General features: G+C 44.7%; 20 protein-coding genes and 1 pseudogene. 10 read left to right on the top strand and 11 right to left on the bottom strand.

Annotated elements, in window-relative coordinates; all coding sequences use genetic code 11:
* Positions 1-59 precede the first annotated feature (59 nt).
* On the top strand, positions 60-728 hold the full coding sequence (gene can / locus FTW16_RS07960; RefSeq protein WP_017633236.1) for a carbonate dehydratase: 669 nt from the start codon (positions 60-62) through the stop codon (positions 726-728).
* 74 nt (positions 729-802) lie between these two features.
* Here the strand turns inward: can and hpt are convergent, their stop codons facing one another.
* Positions 803-1,333 (bottom strand): hypoxanthine phosphoribosyltransferase, encoded by a 531-nt coding sequence (gene hpt / locus FTW16_RS07955; RefSeq protein WP_017633235.1) that lies wholly within the window; start codon positions 1,331-1,333, stop codon positions 803-805.
* Between the two features lie 337 nt (positions 1,334-1,670).
* Here hpt and FTW16_RS07950 point away from each other — a divergent pair, with 337 nt between their 5' ends.
* Positions 1,671-2,276, top strand: coding sequence for a LuxR/HapR/OpaR family quorum-sensing transcriptional regulator (locus FTW16_RS07950; RefSeq protein ID WP_019824386.1), 606 nt, complete (start codon positions 1,671-1,673; stop codon positions 2,274-2,276).
* Positions 2,277-2,469: 193 nt separating this feature from the next.
* On the opposite strand, the gene lpdA is transcribed toward FTW16_RS07950, so the two are convergent.
* The 5 genes and pseudogenes from lpdA to ampD all read right to left on the bottom strand — a co-directional run bounded on the left by lpdA (position 2,470) and on the right by ampD (position 10,651).
* Positions 2,470-3,900 carry a dihydrolipoyl dehydrogenase gene (gene lpdA / locus FTW16_RS07945; RefSeq protein ID WP_146490626.1) on the bottom strand — a complete coding sequence of 477 codons (1,431 nt, stop codon included), beginning with the start codon at positions 3,898-3,900 and terminating at the stop codon, positions 2,470-2,472.
* A gap of 241 nt (positions 3,901-4,141) precedes the next feature.
* Positions 4,142-6,055, bottom strand: a complete 1,914-nt coding sequence (aceF, locus tag FTW16_RS07940) for a pyruvate dehydrogenase complex dihydrolipoyllysine-residue acetyltransferase (RefSeq protein ID WP_146490625.1) — start codon at positions 6,053-6,055, stop codon at positions 4,142-4,144.
* Positions 6,056-6,081: 26 nt separating this feature from the next.
* Positions 6,082-8,745 carry a pyruvate dehydrogenase (acetyl-transferring), homodimeric type gene (gene aceE, locus FTW16_RS07935; protein ID WP_086711966.1) on the bottom strand — a complete coding sequence of 888 codons (2,664 nt, stop codon included), beginning with the start codon at positions 8,743-8,745 and terminating at the stop codon, positions 6,082-6,084.
* 62 nt (positions 8,746-8,807) lie between these two features.
* The gene (gene pdhR, locus FTW16_RS07930) at positions 8,808-9,569 is read right to left on the bottom strand and encodes a pyruvate dehydrogenase complex transcriptional repressor PdhR (RefSeq protein ID WP_016768209.1); all 762 of its coding nucleotides are present in this window, start codon (positions 9,567-9,569) and stop codon (positions 8,808-8,810) included.
* A gap of 483 nt (positions 9,570-10,052) precedes the next feature.
* A pseudogene (gene ampD, locus FTW16_RS07920) lies at positions 10,053-10,651 on the bottom strand (1,6-anhydro-N-acetylmuramyl-L-alanine amidase AmpD).
* A gap of 83 nt (positions 10,652-10,734) precedes the next feature.
* Here ampD and nadC point away from each other — a divergent pair.
* The 8 genes from nadC (at position 10,735) to yacG (ending at position 17,890) form a co-directional block, all read left to right on the top strand.
* The gene (gene nadC, locus FTW16_RS07915; RefSeq protein WP_146490624.1) at positions 10,735-11,625 is read left to right on the top strand and encodes a carboxylating nicotinate-nucleotide diphosphorylase; all 891 of its coding nucleotides are present in this window, start codon (positions 10,735-10,737) and stop codon (positions 11,623-11,625) included.
* A gap of 252 nt (positions 11,626-11,877) precedes the next feature.
* Positions 11,878-12,363, top strand: coding sequence for a prepilin-type N-terminal cleavage/methylation domain-containing protein (locus FTW16_RS07910; RefSeq protein WP_146490623.1), 486 nt, complete (start codon positions 11,878-11,880; stop codon positions 12,361-12,363).
* The gene (gene pilB, locus FTW16_RS07905) at positions 12,363-14,048 is read left to right on the top strand and encodes a type IV-A pilus assembly ATPase PilB (protein WP_146490622.1); all 1,686 of its coding nucleotides are present in this window, start codon (positions 12,363-12,365) and stop codon (positions 14,046-14,048) included. Before FTW16_RS07910 ends, pilB begins: the two co-directional genes overlap by 1 nt.
* A 15-nt stretch (positions 14,049-14,063) precedes the next feature.
* A complete protein-coding gene (locus FTW16_RS07900; RefSeq protein WP_146490621.1) occupies positions 14,064-15,293 on the top strand; it encodes a type II secretion system F family protein in 1,230 nt (409 codons plus the stop codon).
* Between the two features lie 65 nt (positions 15,294-15,358).
* Positions 15,359-16,228 (top strand): prepilin peptidase, encoded by an 870-nt coding sequence (locus FTW16_RS07895; protein ID WP_146490620.1) that lies wholly within the window; start codon positions 15,359-15,361, stop codon positions 16,226-16,228.
* Positions 16,229-16,230: 2 nt separating this feature from the next.
* The gene (coaE, locus tag FTW16_RS07890; protein ID WP_146490619.1) at positions 16,231-16,845 is read left to right on the top strand and encodes a dephospho-CoA kinase; all 615 of its coding nucleotides are present in this window, start codon (positions 16,231-16,233) and stop codon (positions 16,843-16,845) included.
* Positions 16,846-16,871: 26 nt separating this feature from the next.
* The gene (gene zapD / locus FTW16_RS07885) at positions 16,872-17,612 is read left to right on the top strand and encodes a cell division protein ZapD (RefSeq protein WP_086711973.1); all 741 of its coding nucleotides are present in this window, start codon (positions 16,872-16,874) and stop codon (positions 17,610-17,612) included.
* A gap of 80 nt (positions 17,613-17,692) precedes the next feature.
* Positions 17,693-17,890: a DNA gyrase inhibitor YacG gene (gene yacG / locus FTW16_RS07880; protein WP_019823814.1), complete on the top strand. Its 198-nt coding sequence runs from the start codon at positions 17,693-17,695 to the stop codon at positions 17,888-17,890.
* 294 nt (positions 17,891-18,184) lie between these two features.
* On the opposite strand, the gene rplS is transcribed toward yacG, so the two are convergent.
* The 5 genes from rplS to ffh all read right to left on the bottom strand — a co-directional run bounded on the left by rplS (position 18,185) and on the right by ffh (position 21,799).
* A complete protein-coding gene (rplS, locus tag FTW16_RS07875) occupies positions 18,185-18,538 on the bottom strand; it encodes a 50S ribosomal protein L19 (RefSeq protein WP_004735514.1) in 354 nt (117 codons plus the stop codon).
* A gap of 59 nt (positions 18,539-18,597) precedes the next feature.
* Entirely contained in the window at positions 18,598-19,338 is a 741-nt protein-coding gene (gene trmD, locus FTW16_RS07870) for a tRNA (guanosine(37)-N1)-methyltransferase TrmD (RefSeq protein ID WP_019826347.1), read from the bottom strand.
* A 26-nt stretch (positions 19,339-19,364) separates the two neighbouring features.
* Positions 19,365-19,919 carry a ribosome maturation factor RimM gene (gene rimM, locus FTW16_RS07865; protein ID WP_017063236.1) on the bottom strand — a complete coding sequence of 185 codons (555 nt, stop codon included), beginning with the start codon at positions 19,917-19,919 and terminating at the stop codon, positions 19,365-19,367.
* A gap of 24 nt (positions 19,920-19,943) precedes the next feature.
* Positions 19,944-20,192 (bottom strand): 30S ribosomal protein S16, encoded by a 249-nt coding sequence (rpsP, locus tag FTW16_RS07860; protein ID WP_004410028.1) that lies wholly within the window; start codon positions 20,190-20,192, stop codon positions 19,944-19,946.
* Between the two features lie 212 nt (positions 20,193-20,404).
* Positions 20,405-21,799 carry a signal recognition particle protein gene (gene ffh / locus FTW16_RS07855; RefSeq protein WP_146490618.1) on the bottom strand — a complete coding sequence of 465 codons (1,395 nt, stop codon included), beginning with the start codon at positions 21,797-21,799 and terminating at the stop codon, positions 20,405-20,407.
* Positions 21,800-21,841 lie beyond the last annotated feature (42 nt).

Raw genomic sequence — 21,841 nt, 5'->3', positions numbered from 1 at the left:
ATTGAATTTGTAACATTGTGTATAGTTGAGATTCTTAATTAAGGGATGTAAGACGCAAAATGCCAGAGATTAAACAGCTTTTTGAAAACAACTCTAAATGGTCAGAAGAAATTCGCTCAGAGCGACCAGAGTATTTTACAACGCTTGAAGAGGGTCAAAACCCTGGTTTCCTATGGATCGGCTGCTCTGATAGCCGTGTACCGGCCGAGCGTCTCACTGGTTTGTATTCTGGCGAACTGTTTGTTCATCGAAACGTTGCTAACCAAGTGGTTCATACCGACCTAAACTGCCTGTCTGTTGTGCAGTACGCGGTCGATGTACTCAAAGTTAAACACATTATTGTTTGTGGCCACTACGGTTGTGGCGGTGTTAACGCGGCGATTGATAACCCTAAACTTGGTCTAATCAATAACTGGTTACTTCACATCCGCGACAATTACCTAAAATACCGTAAGCAGATCGAAGGGCTTCCTCGTGAGCAATGGGGTGACAAACTGTGCGAGATTAACGTCGCAGAACAGGTTTATAACCTAGGTAACTCAACCATTATGCAAAACGCATGGGAGAGAGGCCAAGAGGTTGAAATCCACGGTGTGGTTTACGGCATTGGCGATGGCAAGTTACAAGACCTTGGCGTACGTTGCTCGAGTAACGATACCCTAGAGAACAGTCATTTAGAGGCATTGAATAAAATCTTAACGACACCTCTTCTTAGCCAGCAAGGCTAGACCATTCCGCTATAAATACAAAAAGCCCGCTTGATGCGGGCTTTTTAATGACTTCTATTCGACAAGCGTAATGATTACTCTTGAGGTACAACTTTACCGATGTACGGCAGGTGACGATATTTCTGTGCGTAGTCGATACCAACACCAACAACGAACTCGTCAGGAATTTCAAAACCAATCCACTTAGTATCCACCGTCACTTCACGACGAGAAGGCTTGTCTAGTAGCGTACAGATTTCGATAGATTTAGGTCCACGTAGGCTCAGAATCTCTTTCACTTTAGTCAGTGTGTTACCTGTATCGATAATGTCTTCAACAAGCAGAACGTCTTTGCCTTGGATATCATCATCCAAGTCTTTCAAAATACGAACATCACGTGAGCTTTCCATGCCGTTGCCGTAGCTAGACGCAGTCATGAAATCAACTTGGTGAGTTAAATCGATAGCACGAGCAAGATCCGCCATAAAGACAAAAGATCCACGTAATAAGCCAACTAAAACTAGATCTTCACTACCCTTGTAGTGTTCCGTGATCTGTTTGCCTAGTTCGTTCACTCGATCCTGAACTTCTTGCTCAGAGATCATGACTTCAACTGTATGCTTCATACTGCTCTCATTTTATTTGGTGATTGCGACAAGTGTAGACAGTTCTGCCATCGGCGCCGCTCAATTTGTGCGTAAGTCTAGCACTGCTCAAATACCCACACCACCTTATGGTTCAAATTTACTGTTAGATTATCAACGATAATACGCGTTGATGCCTTCTCCGATACTCGCTTCCTTTCACATCAATACTGATCACGCTTTATGTATCAAGTTTGATGTAACTGTCTATTAAATAAGCTCAAAGGATTGACCATTCGCATATGCACCATTACACTCATCTTGGCTTAAATAATAATAAAATCATTAATATAAGAAATTCGTTGGCAAGGAAAACAAAATGGACTCAATCTCTAAGAGACCTAGAACTAGGCTTTCACCCCTAAAAAGAAAACTTCAATTGATGGAAATCGCACTTGAAGTGTTCTCTCGCCGTGGCATTGGCCGTGGTGGACACGCAGACATTGCAGATATTGCTCAAGTGTCTGTAGCAACCGTATTTAACTACTTCCCAACCCGTGAAGATCTGGTTGATGAAGTACTGAATCACGTTGTACGCCAATTCTCTAACTTCCTTTCAGACAATATCGACTTAGATATTCACGCAAAACAAAACCTACATAATATTGCGACTGAAATGGTGACGTTAGTGGCTCAAGATAGCCATTGGTTGAACGTATGGTTCGAATGGAGCGCTTCGACTCGTGATGAAGTATGGCCTCTATTCGTAACCACAAACCGCACTAACCAAATGTTAGTACAAAACATGTTTAGCAAAGCGATTGAACGCGGCGAAGTTTGCGACGATCACGACCCTAAACATCTTGCGAACCTATTCCACGGCATCTGCTACTCGCTGTTCATTCAAGCGAAACGTGTGGAAACGCCAGAAGAGCTTTCAAGCTTAACCGATAGCTACCTAAACATGCTGTGCATCTATAAGTAGATTCGAGATAAATTGTTAAAGGGCTGGCCTAATGGGTCAGCCCTTTTTTTGTGGTGTGTAGTCGCTCTTCGCATCCCGAAGCGCAGCGTACTCGCATCTCGAAGTGAAATGTTTCTGCTCTTTTCTTTAGACATAAAAAAGCCGCTGACGAATCAGCGGCTTTTAAAAACATTAGCGAGTGGCTAAGAAAGAATTACTTCTTCTTTTTCACAGCTTTTTTGTTTGGAAGGTCAGTGATTGAACCTTCGAATACTTCCGCAGCTAGACCAACAGACTCGTGTAGAGTTGGGTGAGCGTGGATAGTAAGAGCGATATCTTCTGCGTCACAACCCATTTCGATTGCTAGGCCAATTTCACCAAGAAGTTCACCACCGTTAGTACCAACAACAGCACCACCGATTACGCGATGAGTCTCTTTATCGAAGATCATCTTAGTCATACCGTCTGCACAGTCAGAAGCAATTGCACGACCAGAAGCAGCCCAAGGGAAAGTAGCAACTTCGTAGTTTAGGCCTTCCGCTTTCGCTTCTTTCTCAGTCTTACCTACCCAAGCAACTTCTGGCTCAGTGTACGCAATTGATGGGATTACTTTAGGGTCGAAGTAGTGCTTCTTACCAGAGATAACTTCAGCAGCTACGTGACCTTCATGCACACCTTTGTGAGCAAGCATTGGTTGGCCAACAACGTCACCGATCGCGTGGATGTGAGGAACGTTAGTACGCATTTGCTTATCAACATTGATGAAACCGCGCTCATCAACTTCGATACCTGCTTTTTCAGCGTCGATAAGTGCACCGTTTGGAACACGACCGATAGCAACAAGAACAGCATCGTAACGCTCAGCGTCAGCTGGTGCTTTTTTGCCTTCCATTGAAACGTAGATACCGTCTTCTTTCGCTTCAACAGCTGTTACTTTAGTTTCAAGCATTAGCTTGAACTTGTTTTTAATACGCTTAGTGAAGACTTTAACGATGTCTTTATCCGCAGCAGGGATAACTTGGTCGAACATCTCAACTACGTCTACTTTAGAACCTAGAGAGTGGTAAACCGTACCCATTTCAAGACCGATGATACCACCGCCCATGATAAGCAGTTTCTCAGGAACTTCGTTTAGCTCAAGTGCATCCGTAGAATCCCAAATACGTGGGTCTTCATGTGGGATGAAAGGAAGCTTGATTGGGCGAGAACCCGCAGCAATGATTGCGTTGTCGAAGTTAACCGTTGTTGCTTCGCCTTCGCCTTCAACAAGAATGCTGTTAGGACCTGTGAACTTACCGAAACCGTTAACAACAGTAACGTTACGCATCTTAGCCATACCGCCAAGACCGCCAGTTAGTTGGTCTACTACTTTTTCTTTCCAGATACGGATCTTGCTGATGTCCGTTTGTGGCTCGCCGAATACAACGCCGTGCTCTGCCATCGCTTTAGCTTCTTCGATTACTTTAGAAACGTGAAGAAGTGCTTTTGATGGAATACAACCAACGTTTAGACATACACCACCAAGAGTGCTGTAACGTTCAACTAGTACTGTTTCTAGACCTAAATCCGCACAACGGAATGCCGCTGAGTAACCAGCAGGACCTGAACCAAGTACAACAACTTGGGCTTTAATTTCTTTGCTCATTGTGACCTCTTGTAGTCATTATCCCTAACAGGCTGAGTAGATGTTCTTAAATTATTGGGCTTTCAAACAGGAAACATTTTACAGAGATGTTAACAGTGTGAAAGTAGCTTTAAGTTAGCCTGTGAGCTAGACAACAATTCCCTTCCGCTTTATGAGAAATGCGGGAAACTGTTCTCTAAAAATAGTCTTTATATAAAGAATTAAGGTGACCCGAAAGCCACCTTAATAATTACTTTCTCAATTACAGTACTAGACGACGAATGTCAGATAGTGCGCTGTTTAGGAAAGTAATGAAGCGTGCACCTTCAGCACCATCGATCACACGGTGGTCGTATGATAGAGACAGTGGAAGCTGTAGACGTGGTTGGAACTCTTTACCGTTCCAAACTGGCTTAATTTCAGACTTAGATACACCTAGGATACCTACTTCTGGAGCATTTACGATTGGAGTAAATGCAGTACCGCCAATACCACCAAGGCTAGAGATTGTGAAACAACCGCCTTGCATGTCTGCCGCTGTTAGCTTACCAGAACGTGCTTTCTTAGAAACAGCCATTAGCTCTTCAGATAGCTCGTAAATGCCTTTCTTGTTCACGTCTTTGAATACAGGAACAACTAGACCGTTTGGTGTATCAACAGCGATACCCACGTTTACGTACTTCTTAAGAATGATGCTTTCGCCATCTTCAGAAAGAGAAGAGTTAAACGCTGGGAATGCTTCTAGCGCTTTAGCAACAGCTTTCATGATGAACACAAGTGGAGTGATCTTCATGCCAGTGTCTTTCTTCGCTTCGATTGCGTTCTGTTCTTTACGGAATGCTTCTAGCTCAGTAATGTCTGCGTTATCCCACTGTGTAACGTGAGGAATCATTACCCAGTTACGGTGTAGGTTTGCGCCAGAGATCTTCTTGATCTTAGAAAGTTTCTGAACTTCAGTTTCGCCGAACTTGCTGAAGTCAACTTTTGGCCATGGTAGTAGACCAAGAGCAGAACCGTCGCCGCCTTTGCCAGATGCTGCTGCACCAGACTCTAGACGCTTAAGTGCATCTTTAACGTAAGACTGAACGTCTTCTTTAAGGATACGGCTCTTACGACCAGTACCTTTAACCTTAGAAAGGTTAACGCCAAATTCACGAGCAAGACGACGAACAACTGGAGAAGCGTGCGCGTAGTCACCGTTCTCTTGGAAGTCGCCACCAGCTGGAGCCGCTGCAGGTACTTCAGCTTTAGGAGCAGGTGCCGCCGCTGGAGCTGCTGCTTGTGCAGGTGCTGCAACAGGAGCTGCGCCTTCAACCGGAGTGCCGGCCACAACGAAAGTCATGATTAGAGAGCCAGTTGACACTTTGTCGCCAGCTGCAATCTTGATCTCTTTTACTGTACCAGCGAATGGTGCAGGAACTTCCATTGAAGCTTTGTCGCCTTCAACAGTAATTAGAGATTGCTCTTCTTCTACTGTATCGCCAACCGCTACCATGATTTCAGTAACTTCTACTTCGTCGCCACCGATATCAGGAACGTTTACTTCTTTCTCAGCAGACGCTGCTGGAGCTGCTGCAACTGGCGCTGCCGCCGCAGGAGCCGGAGCTGCTGCAGGTGCTGAACCAGCTACTTCGAATACCATTACTAGAGAGCCAGTAGAAACTGAATCACCAGAAGCGATCTTAATTTCTTTAACGATACCAGCGAATGGTGCAGGAACTTCCATTGAAGCCTTGTCACCTTCAACAGTAAGAAGAGATTGCTCTTCTTCTACTGCGTCACCGATAGCAACCATGATTTCAGTTACTTCAACTTCATCACCGCCGATATCTGGTACGTGAACTTCTTTCAGTTCGTTCGCAACAGAAGGGGCTGCCGCTGCAGGAGCTGCAGCAACTGGTGCCGCCGCTTCAACTGCTGGCGCAGCCGGTGCTGCTGCAGCACCTTCCGCTTCGAAGATCATGATAAGAGAACCAGTAGAAACAGAATCGCCTTCTGCTACTTTGATTTCTTTAACGATACCCGCTTGAGACGCTGGAACTTCCATTGAAGCTTTGTCGCCTTCAACAGTAATCAGTGACTGCTCTTCTTCAACCTTGTCGCCAACGTTTACAAGAATCTCAGTTACTTCAACCTCGTCAGCACCGATGTCTGGTACATTAATTTCGATTGTCATTGTATTTACCTACCTTAATGCCAGTCTTATGCGTATTGCGGGTTAGTTTTTTCAGTGTCGATATCGAACTTAGCAATTGCTTCAACAACTACTGATTTCTCGATGTCACCACGTTTAGCCAGTTCAGTTAGAGCTGCAACCACGATGTAGCCAGCGTTAACTTCGAAGTGACGACGTAGGTTTGCACGGCTATCAGAGCGGCCGAAACCATCTGTACCAAGTACTTTATAAGACTCAGTTGGCATGTACGCACGTACTTGCTCAGCGTAGTTCTTCATGTAGTCAGTCACTGCGATTGCAGGTTCTTTACCAAGAACAGTCGTGATGTACGGTACTTTCTCTTCAGCTTCAGGGTGAAGCATGTTGTCACGCTCTACCGCTTGGCCGTCACGAGTTAGTTCGTTGAACGACGTTACTGAGAATACGTCAGATGCTACGCCGTACTCTTCGCTTAGAATTTCAGCTGCTTTACGCGCTTCGTTCATGATAGTACCAGAGCTCATTAGTTGAACTTTGCCCTTAGCACCAGCGTGAGATTCAAGCTTGTAGATACCCTTACGGATGCCTTCTTCAGCGCCTTCTGGCATTGCTGGCATTGCGTAGTTCTCGTTCATTACTGTTAGGTAGTAGTAAACGTTCTCTTGCTCAGGACCGTACATGCGACGGATACCGTCTTGCATGATTACTGCTAGCTCGTAAGCGAACGTTGGGTCGTAAGAGATACAGTTAGGGATCGTGTTCGCTTGAATGTGCGAGTGACCATCTTCGTGCTGTAGACCTTCACCGTTCAGTGTTGTACGACCAGCTGTAGCACCTAGTAGGAAGCCACGAGCTTGTTGGTCACCTGCTAGCCATGCCATGTCACCAATACGTTGGAAACCGAACATTGAGTAGTAGATGTAGAACGGGATCATTGGTAGGTCGTTCGTGCTGTATGAAGTTGCAGCTGCAACCCATGAAGCCATAGAACCTAGCTCGTTGATACCTTCTTGAAGTACTTGACCAGACGTTGCTTCTTTGTAGTAAGAAACGATGCCTTTATCTTCAGGTGTGTATTCTTGACCGTGTGGGTTGTAGATACCAACCTGACGGAATAGACCTTCCATACCGAATGTACGAGCTTCATCACAGATGATAGGAACGATGTTCTTACCAATGTTTTTGTCTTTCAGTAGGATGTTTAGCGTACGTACATAAGCCATAGTTGTAGAGATATCACGCTTCTGTTCACCTAGTAGAGGTGCGAATGCGTCTAGCTCAGGAACTTTGAATTCTTGAGTGAACTTAGGCAGACGTGCTGGCGTGTAACCTTGTAGGGCTTTACGACGAGCATGTAAGTATTCGTACTCAGCAGAACCTTCTTCCAAAGTCAGGTAAGGAAGCTCAGATACTTTCTCATCAGAAAGTAGATCTTGTAGACCTAGACGGTCACGTAGGTATTGTACGTGAGTCATGTCCATCTTCTTAACACCGTGAGCGATGTTCTTACCTTCTGCAGCTTCACCCATGCCGTAACCTTTAACTGTTTTAGCTAGGATTACTGTTGGTTTGCCACCTGTCTCTTTTGCATTGTTGAATGCAGCGAACAGCTTAGAAGAATCGTGACCACCACGCTTCAGTTCGAAGATTTGGTCGTCAGTCATGTCTGCAACTAGTGCAGCTGTTTCTGGGTACTTACCAAAGAAGTGCTCACGTACGTATGCGCCATCTTTAGATTTGAATGTCTGGTAGTCACCATCGATAGTTTCGTTCATTAGTTGAAGAAGCTTACCAGTAGTGTCTTTAGCTAGTAGAGAATCCCAGTTGCTACCCCAGATAACTTTAACAACGTTCCAACCTGCACCTTTAAATAGGCCTTCAAGTTCTTGGATGATGCTACCGTTACCCATTACAGGGCCATCTAGACGCTGTAGGTTACAGTTGATTAGGAAACATAGGTTATCTAGCTTCTCACGCGCAGCGAAAGAGATAGCACCACGTGATTCTGGCTCATCCATCTCACCGTCGCCTAGAAACGCGTATACGCGTTGCGCGGAAGTATCTTTAAGACCACGGCCTTCTAGGTACTTAAGGAAACGAGCTTGGTAGATCGCAGAGATCGGACCTAGACCCATAGATACTGTAGGGAACTGCCAGAACTCAGGCATCAGTTTAGGGTGCGGGTAAGAAGGGATACCTTTACCATCAACTTCTTGACGGAAGTTATCTAGCTGCTCTTCAGTTAGACGACCTTCAACGAATGCACGAGAGTAGATACCTGGAGAGATGTGACCTTGGTAGTAAACTAGATCGCCACCGTCAGTCTCGTTTGGAGCACGGAAGAAGTGGTTGAAACATACTTCGTAGAACGCTGCTGCTGACTGGTAAGAAGCCATGTGACCACCAAGGTCTAGGTCTTTCTTAGAAGCGCGCAATACGATCATGATTGCGTTCCAGCGAATAATCGAACGAATACGACGCTCAAGAGTTACGTCACCAGGGTAAGCTGGCTCTTGTGCTGCTGGAATTGTGTTGATGTAGTTTGTGTTGATGCCTGTAGCCATATCAACACCATCTAAACGCGCTTTATCTAGAACTTGTTCTAGTAAAAACTGTGCACGTTCTACACCTTCTTCACGTACTACTGACTCAAGAGCTTCTAACCAATCTTGAGTTTCCAGAGCATCAACGTCATGCTTCATGTCAGACATGGCGATCTATCCTTTTTGTTAGTTGGATTCTACTAAACACGTAAAAAGCCGAAGTATTACGGCTATTTACCCTGTTGAATTCGACGTAAAGAACGTTCGCGGCGCGATTCTTCTTTAGTCAAATCCAGCAATGTTTCTTCGATATAAGCTAAATGAGAGTGTGACATTTCACGCGCCTGTTCTGGCTGTCCTGAAACGATCGCATCTACAATGTTAGCTCGATGTATACTCACTTTCTCCACAACGTCTTTACGACGATGCAACAGCTTTAAATTCTCTAAGACGTTTTGTTCGAGTAACGGAGCCAAACTACGAACAATGTGTAATAACACCACATTGTGCGCGGCCTCTGTTAAAGCAATAAGAAAAGCCATCACCGCTGCAGATTCGGCTTCAATATCACCTTTATCTTGCGCGCCATGAATCTTTTCTTGGCATGCTTGAATACGAGCAAAGTCTTCATCAGTGCCACGCAATGCCGCGAAGTAAGCCGAAATCCCTTCCATCGCGTGACGCGATTCCAACAAGTCTAGTTGGGTTTCAGAATGGGAGGACAACAAATTAAGCAAAGGATCTGAAAAGCTTTTCCAGATATTTTCGCTAACAAACGTCCCCCCACCTTGACGGCGAGTAAGCAAGCGTTTTGCTTCTAAACGTTGTATCGCTTCTCGGATTGAAGGACGAGACACATCGAACTGTTTCGCCAGTTCGCGCTCAGGCGGCAGCTGCTGCCCAGGAGCCAGTGTTCCTTCCACTATCAACCTTTCTAACTCTTGTTCGATAACATCGGAGAGTTTTGGCTGACGAATCCTTTGATAAGCCATAGTTTGTTGTTCTTCTTTTTCTTCGCTGACAATTGGTAATACCAATTTTAAGTTGGGCAGAAATTAACATAATTAAAACGCCACTGTCCAGTGTAAAATTGACCTGCATCATAGAATGCAGGGTGAATTAACCGTGACTTAACAAATGAAATTTAAAACGGCAACCAAATTGGTCTTACCATTTACAGGGCTAATACTTTTGGGGAGGTTTCGTGCTAGAAAATTTCAGGATAAAAATGAATTGTTTCAGAAAGATTAGTGTCACTTGTTTAAAAATCAAACCAAACGCACATTTAGGATGGAAATCCTGTTCATAACCTTTAACAAATGGGCGTTTGATAAGCTCGTCACACTCTTGGTTTATTGCTGCTCTTCCATCCACCACTTTCTTTACATAGCAACAACAAAAATTCACAAGTGGTTATGCTAAACGTTGATTAAGCAAGGCTCTGTAATTGGCAGAGCCATGAAGAATATGAAGAATTAGAAGCGCAATTTGCCTTTAAATTTTGTCCAGTCGAAGACCAAACCTGGGTCTGTTTTGCGTAAAGGTGCTATGTATTGATGGCCAGTGATACGCTCGGTGGTGATTTGAGGGAAAGTCGATACGATCGTTTCTGTTAATTGGGCAAGCGCTTGATACTGCAGCTCGGTGTAAGCAACAAAGTCACTGCCTTCCAGTTCAATACCAATCGAGTAATCATTACACCGCTCTCTACCTGCAAAGCTCGACTGACCGGCATGCCAAGCACGATCAAGAAACGAAACAAACTGAACAACCTCACCATCACGACGAATTAAGCAGTGTGCTGATACGCCCATTTGGTGAATCACCTTAAAAAATGGGTGTTCTGACGGGTCTAGCTTACCTGTAAAAAACTGTTCGATGTAAGGCCCACCAAATTGCCCCGGAGGCAAGCTAATATTGTGAACCACCAGCAGAGAGATATCATCGACATTTGGTCTTGTATCAAAATATGGGGAAGGAACATGCCGAGCGTTGTCGTACCATCCATTGGAGCAGATCGTCATCTTGGTCTCACTTTCTTTTTTGCCAGCACATAGATTGTGACCTTGCCCATAGAGCAGTCGCGCTAGCCTCTTTAATTTGAAGTTAAGCAAGAGTATCATTCCATTCCCACTCCCTTTCAAGATTAGATTTGCGATGAAAAACACACATAACAGCCACCAACGCCTTGACTACTTAAAACAGCAACTGCCTCTAGAAATCACTCGTGCAGTCGCTGAGACCATCAAAGAAGATCTAGGTGGAACGTTAGATCCAGCGGCTGATATTACGGCAAGTCTAATCCCTGCAGACGCAGTCAACAGTGCCACCATCATTACCCGTGAGCACGGCGTGTTCTGTGGTAAAGCTTGGGCTGATGAAGTGTTTAAGCAACTGGGCGGTGAAGTGACTATCGAGTGGAACGTCGAAGATGGCGACAAGGTTGAACCAAACCAAACGCTTTGCACACTAACAGGCCCAGCACGCGCGTTATTAACGGGTGAGCGTAACGCAATGAACTTTATTCAAACACTGTCTGGTTGTGCGACGGCAACAGCTATCTACGCAGACAAAATCAAACACACAGAGTGCCGTCTGTTAGATACTCGTAAAACCATCCCAGGTCTACGTAGTGCACTAAAATACGCAGTCGCTTGTGGCGGCGGTTTCAACCACCGTATCGGTGTTTTCGACGCTTACCTAATCAAAGAAAACCACATCATCGCTTGTGGTGGCATTGAGAAAGCTATCTCTACAGCAAAAGAGCTAAACCCTGGTAAACCTGTGGAAGTAGAAACGGAAAGCCTAGCAGAACTAGAGCAAGCGATCAGCGCTGGCGCAGACATCATCATGCTAGACAACTTCACCACAGATATGATGCGTGAAGCAGTTAAAATCAACGCTGGACGTGCAGCACTAGAAAACTCTGGTAACGTGACGCTAGATACCATCGCTGAGTTCGCTGAAACGGGTGTTGATTACATCTCGGTAGGCGCATTGACCAAGCACCTAAAAGCAATGGATCTATCAATGAGATTCAAATCGTAATTGACTGAATAGTAAATAGTTTCTATAAAGGTACTGTTAATGACAGTGCCTTTTTATTGCCTTAATTATCAGTATTTCAGGCAGTTATTTAAGTTGATCGCATAAATTTGCGCGCTATATGAAACACCACACTAATAAATACAAAACCACTCGCGACCACACCTGAACACCATTCCACTTCTACATTTCGACTTCTATTCTTTTCATCAACCAGTGCTTGCGCTGAAACAAACTAAAGAATGGTATTAGATAATGAATAACAACAAAAGAAAAAATCAGAAAGGCTTTACGCTGATTGAATTGATGATAGTGGTGGCGATTATTGGCATTTTGTCAGCTTTCGCTGTTCCGGCTTACCAAAACTATACAAACAAGACGCACGCAACTGAAATGCTCAATGCATCTTCTGCGATAAAAACAGGGGTAAGTGTATGTCTATTGAGCGGCAATGCTACTTGTTCTTCGAGTAACAACGGAGTTCCTTCAACCCAAACTTTTGATAAAGCTTCAGACGATAAATTTTCCATAACTTCGACCGTAATTGTTACTACACCAGCAAATAGTGCCTCATCGGCCGTCATCACAGGAAAAGTAACAGCAACGGTTGATGGTACTAAGGGTAAAGCTGGGCTCAAAAAATCAGGAACTCTTGCTTTAGAACCTACATTAACCACCCATGGGGTTACATGGGAGATTACTTGCGACTTAGGTTCTGCTGACTACTGTCCAAATACATAATGTTCACCAACCTCCCCACGGTTCTACGTCAGGCTAACTTGCTTAGCCCGACTCAAGAACAAGCCGTGGCGGAACATGTACAAACTTCGGGTGTTGCTACACCTGAAGCTTTACTCGTTCTTGATTTCTTCACTAGCGAGAGTCTCGCACATAATATTCAAGCCATCTTCGGTTTGCCGTTAATACAGCTTGCCAATGTTGACTATGAAGTCTTGTGCGACCAATTAGGGCTTCGCGAGCTGATCACCAAGTATCACGCTATTCCAATTTCAGTTTCTAGTTCAACTCTCACACTTGCCTCGGCCGATCCAACTGACTTACAAGCTGAAGATGATTTCCGCTTTGCGACCGGATTACAGATAGAATTGGTTGTCGCTAACTACTCAGAACTAGAAGGTGCAATACGAAAACTGTATGGACGCTCTATTTCTGGGCAAGACTCCAAGCGCAAAGAGATCACCCAAGACGAACTCGCCAACCTGGTTGAAGTCTCTGATGATGAGATGACTTCAATTGAAGACCTCAGCAAAGACGACTCCCCTGTTAGCCGTTTTATCAATCAAATATTAGTTGATGCGGTGCGTAAAGGCGCATCAGATATCCACTTCGAACCTTATGAAGAGCACTACCGAGTACGCCTGCGTTGTGATGGCATCCTTGTTGAGATCCAACAACCCGCTTCCCATTTAAGTCGCCGTTTATCTGCTCGTCTTAAAATACTCGCCAAGCTTGATATTGCCGAACGTCGCTTACCTCAAGATGGACGCATAAAACTGCGCCTGAATGACGACCTAGCAATTGATATGCGTGTATCTACACTACCAACTTTATGGGGAGAAAAAATAGTACTGCGACTGCTTGATAGCAGTGCGGCCAATCTCGATATCGACAAGCTCGGTTATAGCGAAGACCAAAAAGCACTCTATCTCAACGCGCTAAAACGCCCACAAGGGATGATCTTAATGACAGGGCCTACTGGCAGCGGAAAAACCGTCTCCCTTTATACAGGCCTTAGAGTGCTCAACACTACGGAACGCAACATCTCAACAGCTGAAGACCCGGTGGAAATTAACCTATGTGGTATCAATCAGGTACAAGTAACACCTAAGATCGGCTTTGGATTTGCTGAGGCGCTGCGATCATTTTTAAGACAAGATCCCGATGTGGTGATGGTTGGAGAGATCCGCGACTTAGAAACCGCAGAGATAGCGATCAAAGCATCGCAAACTGGTCACTTAGTGCTTTCGACACTACACACTAACTCTGCAGCGGAAACCGTCACTCGACTCGCTCATATGGGGATAGAACCCTTTAACCTAGCTTCATCACTGAGTTTGATTATCGCTCAACGACTAGCAAGACGATTGTGCAACCATTGCAAAGAAGTTGACGACTCACCGGACATATTCCTGCGTCACTCGATTCCTAACAGCCGAACCATCTACAACGCTAATCCCCAAGGGTGTAATGAATGTAATCAGGGATACTCAGGCCGAGTGGGTATCTATGAAGTGATGCCTTTTACCGACAAGCTCAAGACCAGCCTTATCAGTCAACCCAATGCGCTAGCGATTGAAGATCTCGCGCGTCGAGAAGGCATGAGAACTCTGCAAGAGTCAGGGCTAGATAAATTGCTTGAAGGCACCACCAGCTATCAAGAACTGCAACGTGTTCTGTACCTATAACCGAATGGAGCACCAATGAGTAGCAAGTCCAAACAATCACAATTAAAAAGCTATCACTGGAAAGGCATTAATAGCTCAGGCAAGAAAGTGTCTGGGCAGACCTTAGCGCTCACCGAATTGGAAGTACGAGAAAAGCTCAAAGAGCAGTACATTCAGATTAAGAAAATCAAAAAGAAAAGCATCTCAGCCGTCACTCGTTTAACCCATAGAGTCAAAGCCAAGGACATCACTATTTTAACTCGGCAGCTCGCTACCATGCTGGCTACTGGCGTGCCTATCGTGCAAGCCATCAAGTTGGTCTCAGACAATCACCGCAAAGCAGAAATGAAATCGATTTTATCGCACATATGCAAAGGTGTAGAAGCCGGCACGCCAATCTCAAAAGCGATGCGAACTGCAAGTCGTCACTTTGATGACCTCTATACTGATTTGGTCGCGACAGGCGAACTCTCCGGCAACCTCGCACAAGTGTTCGAACGCTTAGCGACCTATCGAGAAAAAAGCGAGCAGTTAAAGTCTAAAGTCGTCAAAGCACTGATTTATCCTGCCATGGTGGTCACGGTAGCACTGACCGTTTCTTATTTAATGCTGACCATGGTGATTCCGGAATTTGAGTCGATGTTTTCAGGCTTTGGCGCCGACCTACCTTGGTTCACTCAACAAGTACTCTACCTTTCCCATTGGATGCAGGCTTACAGTTTTTATACGGCTGTAGGCATCGGACTTGTTGTCCTGATTATTTACCAACTGTGTCAGCGTTCCCACTCGATCAGACTGTCTGTCAGTCGGCTAGGACTACGTTTTCCTGTTCTCGGTGGCATATTAGCCAAAGCCTCTATTGCCAAATTTAGCCGAACCTTATCAACAAGCTTTAGCTCTGGTATTCCGATTTTAATGAGCCTCAAAACCACAGCCAAAACCGCAGGCAACCTGCATTATGAATCGGCAATCATTGAAGTTCACCGAGAAACAGCTGCTGGCATGCCGATGTATATCGCAATGCGTAATACCAACGCCTTCCCCGAAATAGTGTTGCAGATGGTGATGATTGGTGAAGAGTCTGGCAATCTTGATGATATGCTCAACAAAGTCGCCTCGATTTACGAGTTTGAAGTAGACAACACTGTCGACAATTTAGGCAAGATTCTAGAGCCACTGATCATCGTGTTTTTAGGCACCGTGGTTGGTGGGCTTGTGGTTGCGATGTACTTACCGATCTTTAATCTTATGAGTGTGTTAGGATAGTTAAAGCAACTAAACACCCATGAGCAGCAATCTCTGCTCACTTTGATTAAGTGGTAAAGGACACTATGGAAGTATTTCACTACTATCCTTGGCTATTCCCCGTATTAGCTTTCATTTTTAGCCTTCTTATCGGCAGCTTCCTCAACGTAGTCATACACCGTTTACCGATTATGATGGAACGCGAATGGCAACAAGAGTGCTCGGAATATTTCTCTCAATATAAAATTCCAGCACCAGAGGGAAAGTTTAATCTCAGCATTCCTCGTTCAACCTGCCCGAAATGCAAAACCCAATTAAGAATCGTCGACAATATTCCAGTGTTAAGCTGGTTGTTCTTAAAAGGTAAGTGTCACAGCTGTGCCAATCCAATCAGCGCTCGCTACCCTTTGGTCGAACTGCTTACCGCAATACTTTGTACAATGGTTGCTAGCCACTTTAGTTTCAGTTACTACGCTATTGCTTTGATTTTTTTCACGTTTGCATTGATTACCGCAACCTTTATCGATCTCGATACTATGCTGTTGCCTGATCACATTACCTTACCTTTAGTTTGGTCCGGTATCGCGTTAGCTCTGTTTAATATCAGCCCAGTATCGCTTCAAGATTCCGTGGTTGGTGCAATGGCAGGTTACCTAGCACTTTGGTCGGTTTATTGGCTGTTCAAGCTGTTAACAGGCAAAGAAGGCATGGGTTACGGTGATTTCAAGTTATTAGCTGCGCTTGGCGCTTGGCTTGGTTGGCAACACCTCCCAATGATCATTCTTCTATCCTCACTTGTCGGCTTAGTTTTCGGATTGATTCAACTTCGCTTGAAACAACAAGGCATAGATAAAGCCTTTCCATTTGGACCTTACCTTGCGATTGCGGGTTGGGTGAGTTTGATGTGGGGCAACGACATCATGGGCTGGTATTTCACTTCTGTACTAGGAATTTAACCATGGCAATCATTATCGGATTAAGTGGTGGTATCGCCAGTGGCAAAACCACCGTCGCTAACCTGTTCAATGAACACTTTAATATTGATATTGTTGATGCTGATATCGTGGCACGTGAAGTAGTCGCTTTGGGCAGTGACGGCTTAAAGCAGATTACAGACCACTTTGGTGAGTCTATCTTGCTTGACGATGGAAAACTCAACCGAAGTAGGCTGCGTGAGCTGATCTTCTCTGATCCTAAAGAGAAGCAGTGGCTCAATGATCTTCTTCATCCCATGATCCGTGACAAAATTGACAGTGACCTGTCTAAAATCACATCCCCGTATGGTTTATTAGTCGCACCGCTATTGGTTGAAAACCAAATGCAAGGCATGACCGATCGCGTATTAATCGTTGATGTGCCAGCAGAAGTGCAAATAGAACGAACGATGAGTCGTGATAATGTTTCTAGGGAACAAGTTGCATCAATTTTAAAATCACAGGCTTCAAGAGAACAACGCTTAGCAGTTGCAGATGACGTGATTAAAAACCATACTAAAAACCAAGAACTTTTGCCTCAAATCACAGATTTACATCAAAAGTATCTGGCAATCAGTGCTGTAGATGGGTCAGAATAGAACAATGTTGAATGAAGGTTTGCTCGATGATCACCCATAAATTTGAACATCCTCTAAATGAGAAAACACGCATCTACTTAAGAGTCGAATCACTCTTGAGGCAGCTACACTTGTCTTCTACATTTTCCGATGCTCAACAGTATCAACTCTTTTTCCGTTCCATCTTTGATCTGATTGAAATCTTCGAACAGATCCAACTCAAGAGCGAACTCGCAAAAGATATTGAGAAACAACGTGTAACCTACAAAAGCTGGTTAGATGTTGAAGGTGTCGATCAAGAGATGCTGACATCATTGCTTACTGACATTGGTAACATCTATCGTGATCTGATGCAGGCAGAGCGTTTCGGGCAATCACTTAAGGAAGACCGCTTCCTAAGTGCGATTCGCCAACGCTTTAATCTTCCAGGTGGCTCATGCTGCTTTGATTTACCCGCACTGCATTATTGGCTGCACCTTCCGCTCGATAAGAGAATGAGAGATGCTAAAGCTTGGATGGATAGCCTACAGCCTCTGTATGAAGCGCTAACACTATGGTTGAAGCTCACCAGGGAAACAGGGCACTTTAAAGAGCAAATCGCTCGTGCTGGCTTCTTTCAGAGCGATGCCGATGAAGCGAATATCCTTCGTCTTTCGATTCCAATGCAATACGGTGCCTACCCGATGATCTCAGGTCACAAAAACCGCTTTGCTGTTAAGTTCATGAGCTTTGAGACGGGGCAAGCTTGTACTCAAGATATCGAGTTTGAATTGGCGATCTGCACCTAATTAGTTTCCTTTTATAGTTTGGCTTGAGTCCTCACTCGAGCCTAAACTCACTATTATTATCCCTCAAATTAAGAATCACTATGTCGAAGAAAATCACCATCGTTAAATGCCCTCAATGTAATACTGACGTTGAATGGGGTGAACAAAGCCCACACCGCCCGTTTTGCAGCAAGCAATGTCAGATGATTGATTTCGGTGAATGGGCAGACGAAGAAAACAGCATCGCTGGCGCACCAGACATGTCTGATAGCGATGGTTGGTCGGAAGATCAGTACTAAGATTCGAGATTCGAGATTCGAGATTCGAGATTCGAGATTCGGAAAAATGATTAAAGGGTTGGCGTTTGCGTCAATCCTTTTTTATTGCCGATAGTTTGGTGTTTGCCAAAAGAGATTCCCTACTCCTTCGTCAGTCTAGGAAATGACGGTTGCATTTAAGCCTACTTTCCAGTCGTCATCCCCAAGAGTGAGGAACGAAAGAGTTGGGGATCTCTTACTTTCAAAGCTCTAACTAGCAGGCACAAAAAAGCGGAGCCAAATGGCTCCGCTTTTATCGATAGAATGCAAAAAGAATTACTTCTTAGTAAGCTTCTCTTTAATACGAGCTGACTTACCAGAACGCTCACGTAGGTAGTACAACTTGGCACGACGTACTGCACCACGGCGTTTAACTTCGATGCTATCAACCATTGGAGAGTGAGTTTGGAACGCACGCTCTACGCCTTCACCGTTCGAGATCTTACGAACTGTGAATGCAGAGTGTAGACCACGGTTACGAATAGCGATTACAACGCCTTCGAAAGCCTGTAGACGCTCACGGTCACCTTCTTTTACCTTAACCTGAACTACAACAGTGTCACCTGGTGCGAATTTAGGAAGGTCTGATTTTAGTTGCTCTTCTTCAAGAGCCTTGATGATGTTGCTCATTTGTATAAATTCCTAGAATAAACTGATACTAAATTTAATAGGTTACTGCTTGCTTTTCGTTAAGAGCGTTGCTCTTTAATGAATTCAGCCAGTAATTGTTCCTGTTCGTCAGTCAGAGCTAGGTTTTCCAGGAGTTCTGGTCTTCTTAGCCAAGTTCGGCCCAACGATTGTTTTAATCGCCAGCGACGAATGTCCTTATGGTTTCCAGACTTGAGTACCGATGGCACATCTTTATCGTCTAGCACCTCAGGGCGCGTATAATGGGGACAATCTAGCAAACCATTTGCAAAAGAATCTTCTTCTGCTGAAGCGAAATCTCCAAGTACACCCGGAACAAACCGAGATACTGAATCAATCAGCGTCATGGCTGGCAGTTCGCCACCCGTCATCACAAAATCTCCAATCGACCATTCTTCGTCAACTTCAGATTGAATGATGCGCTCATCTACCCCTTCGTAGCGACCACAAATAAGAAGTAAATTCTCGTTTGTTGCCAGCTCTTCAACACCTTTCTGGTCGAGTTTACGACCTTGAGGTGAAAGATAGATCACTTTCGTCTTTCCCGGTGCTGCTTGCTTGGCTGTTTTGATAGCGTCGCGCAAAGGCTGAACCATCATTAACATGCCAGGACCACCACCGTAAGGTCTGTCATCAACAGTGCGATGTTTATCATGAGTGAAATCACGAGGATTCCATGTCTCAATAGATAAAAGACCTTTTTTAACCGCTTGACCTGTTACTCCAAAATCAGTAACAGAACGGAACATTTCAGGAAAAAGGCTAATAATGCCAACCCACATGTGTTCTCTCGCTCTGTAATTTGGAGTTAGAATCCAGGATCCCAGTCAACTTCGATCCGGCGAGCTTCGCGATCAACTTTCTTGATCACTTGCTCTTCAAGGTACGGTACTAACCGTTCCTTTTGGCCAAAAGCATCTTTAAGATTTGCTTTGATTACTAGAACATCGTTCGAGCCAGTTTCTAATAGGTCAGTGACCTCACCAAGGTCGTAACCTTTAGTGGTAAAAACTTGCATACCGAACAATTCGCGCCAGTAGAATTCATCTTCTGACAATTCAGGTAACGAAGCAGGGTCAATAGCAATTTCAAAGTTAGTCATCAGTTGCGCGTCTTCACGAACATCTAATCCCGCTAGCTTACATACATAACCTTGGCCATGACGTTTCCAGCTCTCAACTTTGTACTCAACCCACTTACCCTTTAGGTTTAAATACCAAGGGCTGTAATCAAATATGCTTTCAGCATTGTCTGTGTAGGAGAACACTTTAAGCCAGCCACGAATACCATAGGTAGACCCAAGTTTACCCATGACAATTCTATTGTTTTGCTCGCTCATAGTTTCTTTACCCTTCATCGACATAAGCTATTTCTCTTTAAAAAAGAATTAAGCCGCTTTTTGAGCGTCTTTAACTAGCTTAGCTACACGATCAGATAGAGATGCGCCTTGACCAACCCAGTGGTTAACACGATCTAGGTCTAGACGTAGACCTTCTTCTTGACCTTGAGCAGTAGGGTTAAAGAAACCTACTTTCTCGATGAAACGGCCAGTTGCAGCGTTACGGCTATCCGCAACTACGATTTGATAAAATGGGCGCTTCTTTGCACCGTGACGTGCCAAACGAATGGTTACCATGTCGTCCTCTTTGCTTTCTTAATAAAATAATTAACCCCAAGTATAAGTAAATAGCTTGGGGTCTCGTGCCAAATTAAAGCCCCGGAATTTTACTCTTATTCCGGTGCAATGCAAGGGCTTTAGCTATTTTTTCACCAACATAGCTGCCGTACACTTTCTGTGACACGGCTAACACTATGAAAAGTAACGTAGCTAAAGCTTACATTTGTAGATTATCGACCAAACGGGTTAAAGCCACCACCCATTCCGCCCATACCTCCACCGCCGCCCATCATGCCTTGCATGTTGCGCATCATGCCTTTCATGCCACCTTTCTGCATCTTCTTCATCATCTTCTGCATTTGGGTGAACTGCTTAAGCATACGGTTTACATCTTGTACCTGTGTACCAGAACCAGCGGCAATACGCTTTTTGCGTGAACCTTTGATTAAATCAGGGCGTTGACGCTCTTTCATAGTCATAGAGTTGATGATCGCTTCCATCTGCTTGAACATCTTGTCATCAACTTTATCTTTAACGTTATCTGGTAGCTGAGACATGCCTGGAAGCTTATCCATCATGCCCATCATGCCGCCCATGTTTTGCATCTGACCTAGCTGTTCACGGAAGTCTTCAAGGTCAAAGCCTTTCTTCTCTTTGAACTTCTTAGCCAGTTTCTCAGCTTTCTCGGTATCAACGTTCTTCTGTAGGTCTTCAATAAGAGACAGTACGTCGCCCATACCTAAGATACGAGAAGCAACACGATCTGGGTGGAACGGTTCTAGTGCGTCAGTCTTTTCACCAACACCTAAGAATTTAATCGGTTTGCCTGTGATATGACGAACAGACAGAGCAGCACCACCACGCGCATCACCATCAACTTTCGTCAAGATAACACCGGTTAGTGGTAGCGCATCACCAAAAGCTTTTGCCGTGTTCGCAGCATCTTGACCTGTCATTGCATCAACAACGAACAGTGTCTCTACTGGATTAATTGCAGTATGAAGCTCTTTGATCTCGCCCATCATCTCTTCATCGATAGCCAAACGACCGGCAGTATCGACAAGTAGCACGTCGTAGAATTTCTTCTTCGCGTGATCGATTGCAGCGTTTGCAATATCAAGAGGCTTTTGATCAGCTGAAGATGGGAAGAAGTCTACGCCAACATCGCTTGCTAACGTTTCAAGCTGTTTGATCGCCGCTGGACGGTAAACGTCGGCAGACACAACCAAGACTTTCTTCTTGTCACGCTCAGTTAGAAGCTTAGATAGCTTACCTACCGATGTAGTTTTACCCGCACCTTGTAGACCCGCCATTAAGATAACTGCTGGCGGCTGCGCTGCTAGGTTAAGAGCCTCGTTAGACTCACCCATCACCGCTTCAAGTTCAGCTTGAACGATCTTAATAAATTCTTGACCAGGCGTTAGAGATTTAGAAACCTCAACACCTACAGCGCCTTCTTTTACGCGCTTAACAAAATCGCGGACAACTGGCAGTGCAACGTCGGCTTCAAGTAGCGCCATACGTACTTCACGCAGCGTCTCTTTAATATTGTCTTCGGTCAGACGACCTTTACCGCTGATGTTCTTCAGCGTTTTGGATAGACGATCCGTTAAATTATCAAACATAGTTTTCTCTTCGCTCAAAACTGCGACTATTACTGTGAGTAT

It is taken from the genome of Vibrio sp. T20 (assembly GCF_007858795.1).
Classification (GTDB): domain Bacteria; phylum Pseudomonadota; class Gammaproteobacteria; order Enterobacterales; family Vibrionaceae; genus Vibrio; species Vibrio satsumensis.
Note: the sequence above shows the minus strand (reverse complement) of the source record. Positions and strands in the feature narration are given on the sequence as shown.

What these genes read in the sequence shown, in the direction of transcription:
- rplS (WP_004735514.1), bottom strand. Translation starts at nt 18,538, where the DNA reads ATGAGCAACATCATCAAGGCTCTTGAAGAAGAGCAACTAAAATCAGAC.
- FTW16_RS07910 (WP_146490623.1), top strand. Translation starts at nt 11,878, where the DNA reads ATGAATAACAACAAAAGAAAAAATCAGAAAGGCTTTACGCTGATTGAA.
- pdhR (WP_016768209.1), bottom strand. Translation starts at nt 9,569, where the DNA reads ATGGCTTATCAAAGGATTCGTCAGCCAAAACTCTCCGATGTTATCGAA.
- FTW16_RS07950 (WP_019824386.1), top strand. Translation starts at nt 1,671, where the DNA reads ATGGACTCAATCTCTAAGAGACCTAGAACTAGGCTTTCACCCCTAAAA.
- rpsP (WP_004410028.1), bottom strand. Translation starts at nt 20,192, where the DNA reads ATGGTAACCATTCGTTTGGCACGTCACGGTGCAAAGAAGCGCCCATTT.
- yacG (WP_019823814.1), top strand. Translation starts at nt 17,693, where the DNA reads ATGTCGAAGAAAATCACCATCGTTAAATGCCCTCAATGTAATACTGAC.
- FTW16_RS07895 (WP_146490620.1), top strand. Translation starts at nt 15,359, where the DNA reads ATGGAAGTATTTCACTACTATCCTTGGCTATTCCCCGTATTAGCTTTC.
- ffh (WP_146490618.1), bottom strand. Translation starts at nt 21,799, where the DNA reads ATGTTTGATAATTTAACGGATCGTCTATCCAAAACGCTGAAGAACATC.
- lpdA (WP_146490626.1), bottom strand. Translation starts at nt 3,900, where the DNA reads ATGAGCAAAGAAATTAAAGCCCAAGTTGTTGTACTTGGTTCAGGTCCT.
- nadC (WP_146490624.1), top strand. Translation starts at nt 10,735, where the DNA reads ATGAAAAACACACATAACAGCCACCAACGCCTTGACTACTTAAAACAG.
- aceF (WP_146490625.1), bottom strand. Translation starts at nt 6,055, where the DNA reads ATGACAATCGAAATTAATGTACCAGACATCGGTGCTGACGAGGTTGAA.
- zapD (WP_086711973.1), top strand. Translation starts at nt 16,872, where the DNA reads ATGATCACCCATAAATTTGAACATCCTCTAAATGAGAAAACACGCATC.
- hpt (WP_017633235.1), bottom strand. Translation starts at nt 1,333, where the DNA reads ATGAAGCATACAGTTGAAGTCATGATCTCTGAGCAAGAAGTTCAGGAT.
- can (WP_017633236.1), top strand. Translation starts at nt 60, where the DNA reads ATGCCAGAGATTAAACAGCTTTTTGAAAACAACTCTAAATGGTCAGAA.
- rimM (WP_017063236.1), bottom strand. Translation starts at nt 19,919, where the DNA reads ATGTCGATGAAGGGTAAAGAAACTATGAGCGAGCAAAACAATAGAATT.
- aceE (WP_086711966.1), bottom strand. Translation starts at nt 8,745, where the DNA reads ATGTCTGACATGAAGCATGACGTTGATGCTCTGGAAACTCAAGATTGG.
- coaE (WP_146490619.1), top strand. Translation starts at nt 16,231, where the DNA reads ATGGCAATCATTATCGGATTAAGTGGTGGTATCGCCAGTGGCAAAACC.
- FTW16_RS07900 (WP_146490621.1), top strand. Translation starts at nt 14,064, where the DNA reads ATGAGTAGCAAGTCCAAACAATCACAATTAAAAAGCTATCACTGGAAA.
- trmD (WP_019826347.1), bottom strand. Translation starts at nt 19,338, where the DNA reads ATGTGGGTTGGCATTATTAGCCTTTTTCCTGAAATGTTCCGTTCTGTT.
- pilB (WP_146490622.1), top strand. Translation starts at nt 12,363, where the DNA reads ATGTTCACCAACCTCCCCACGGTTCTACGTCAGGCTAACTTGCTTAGC.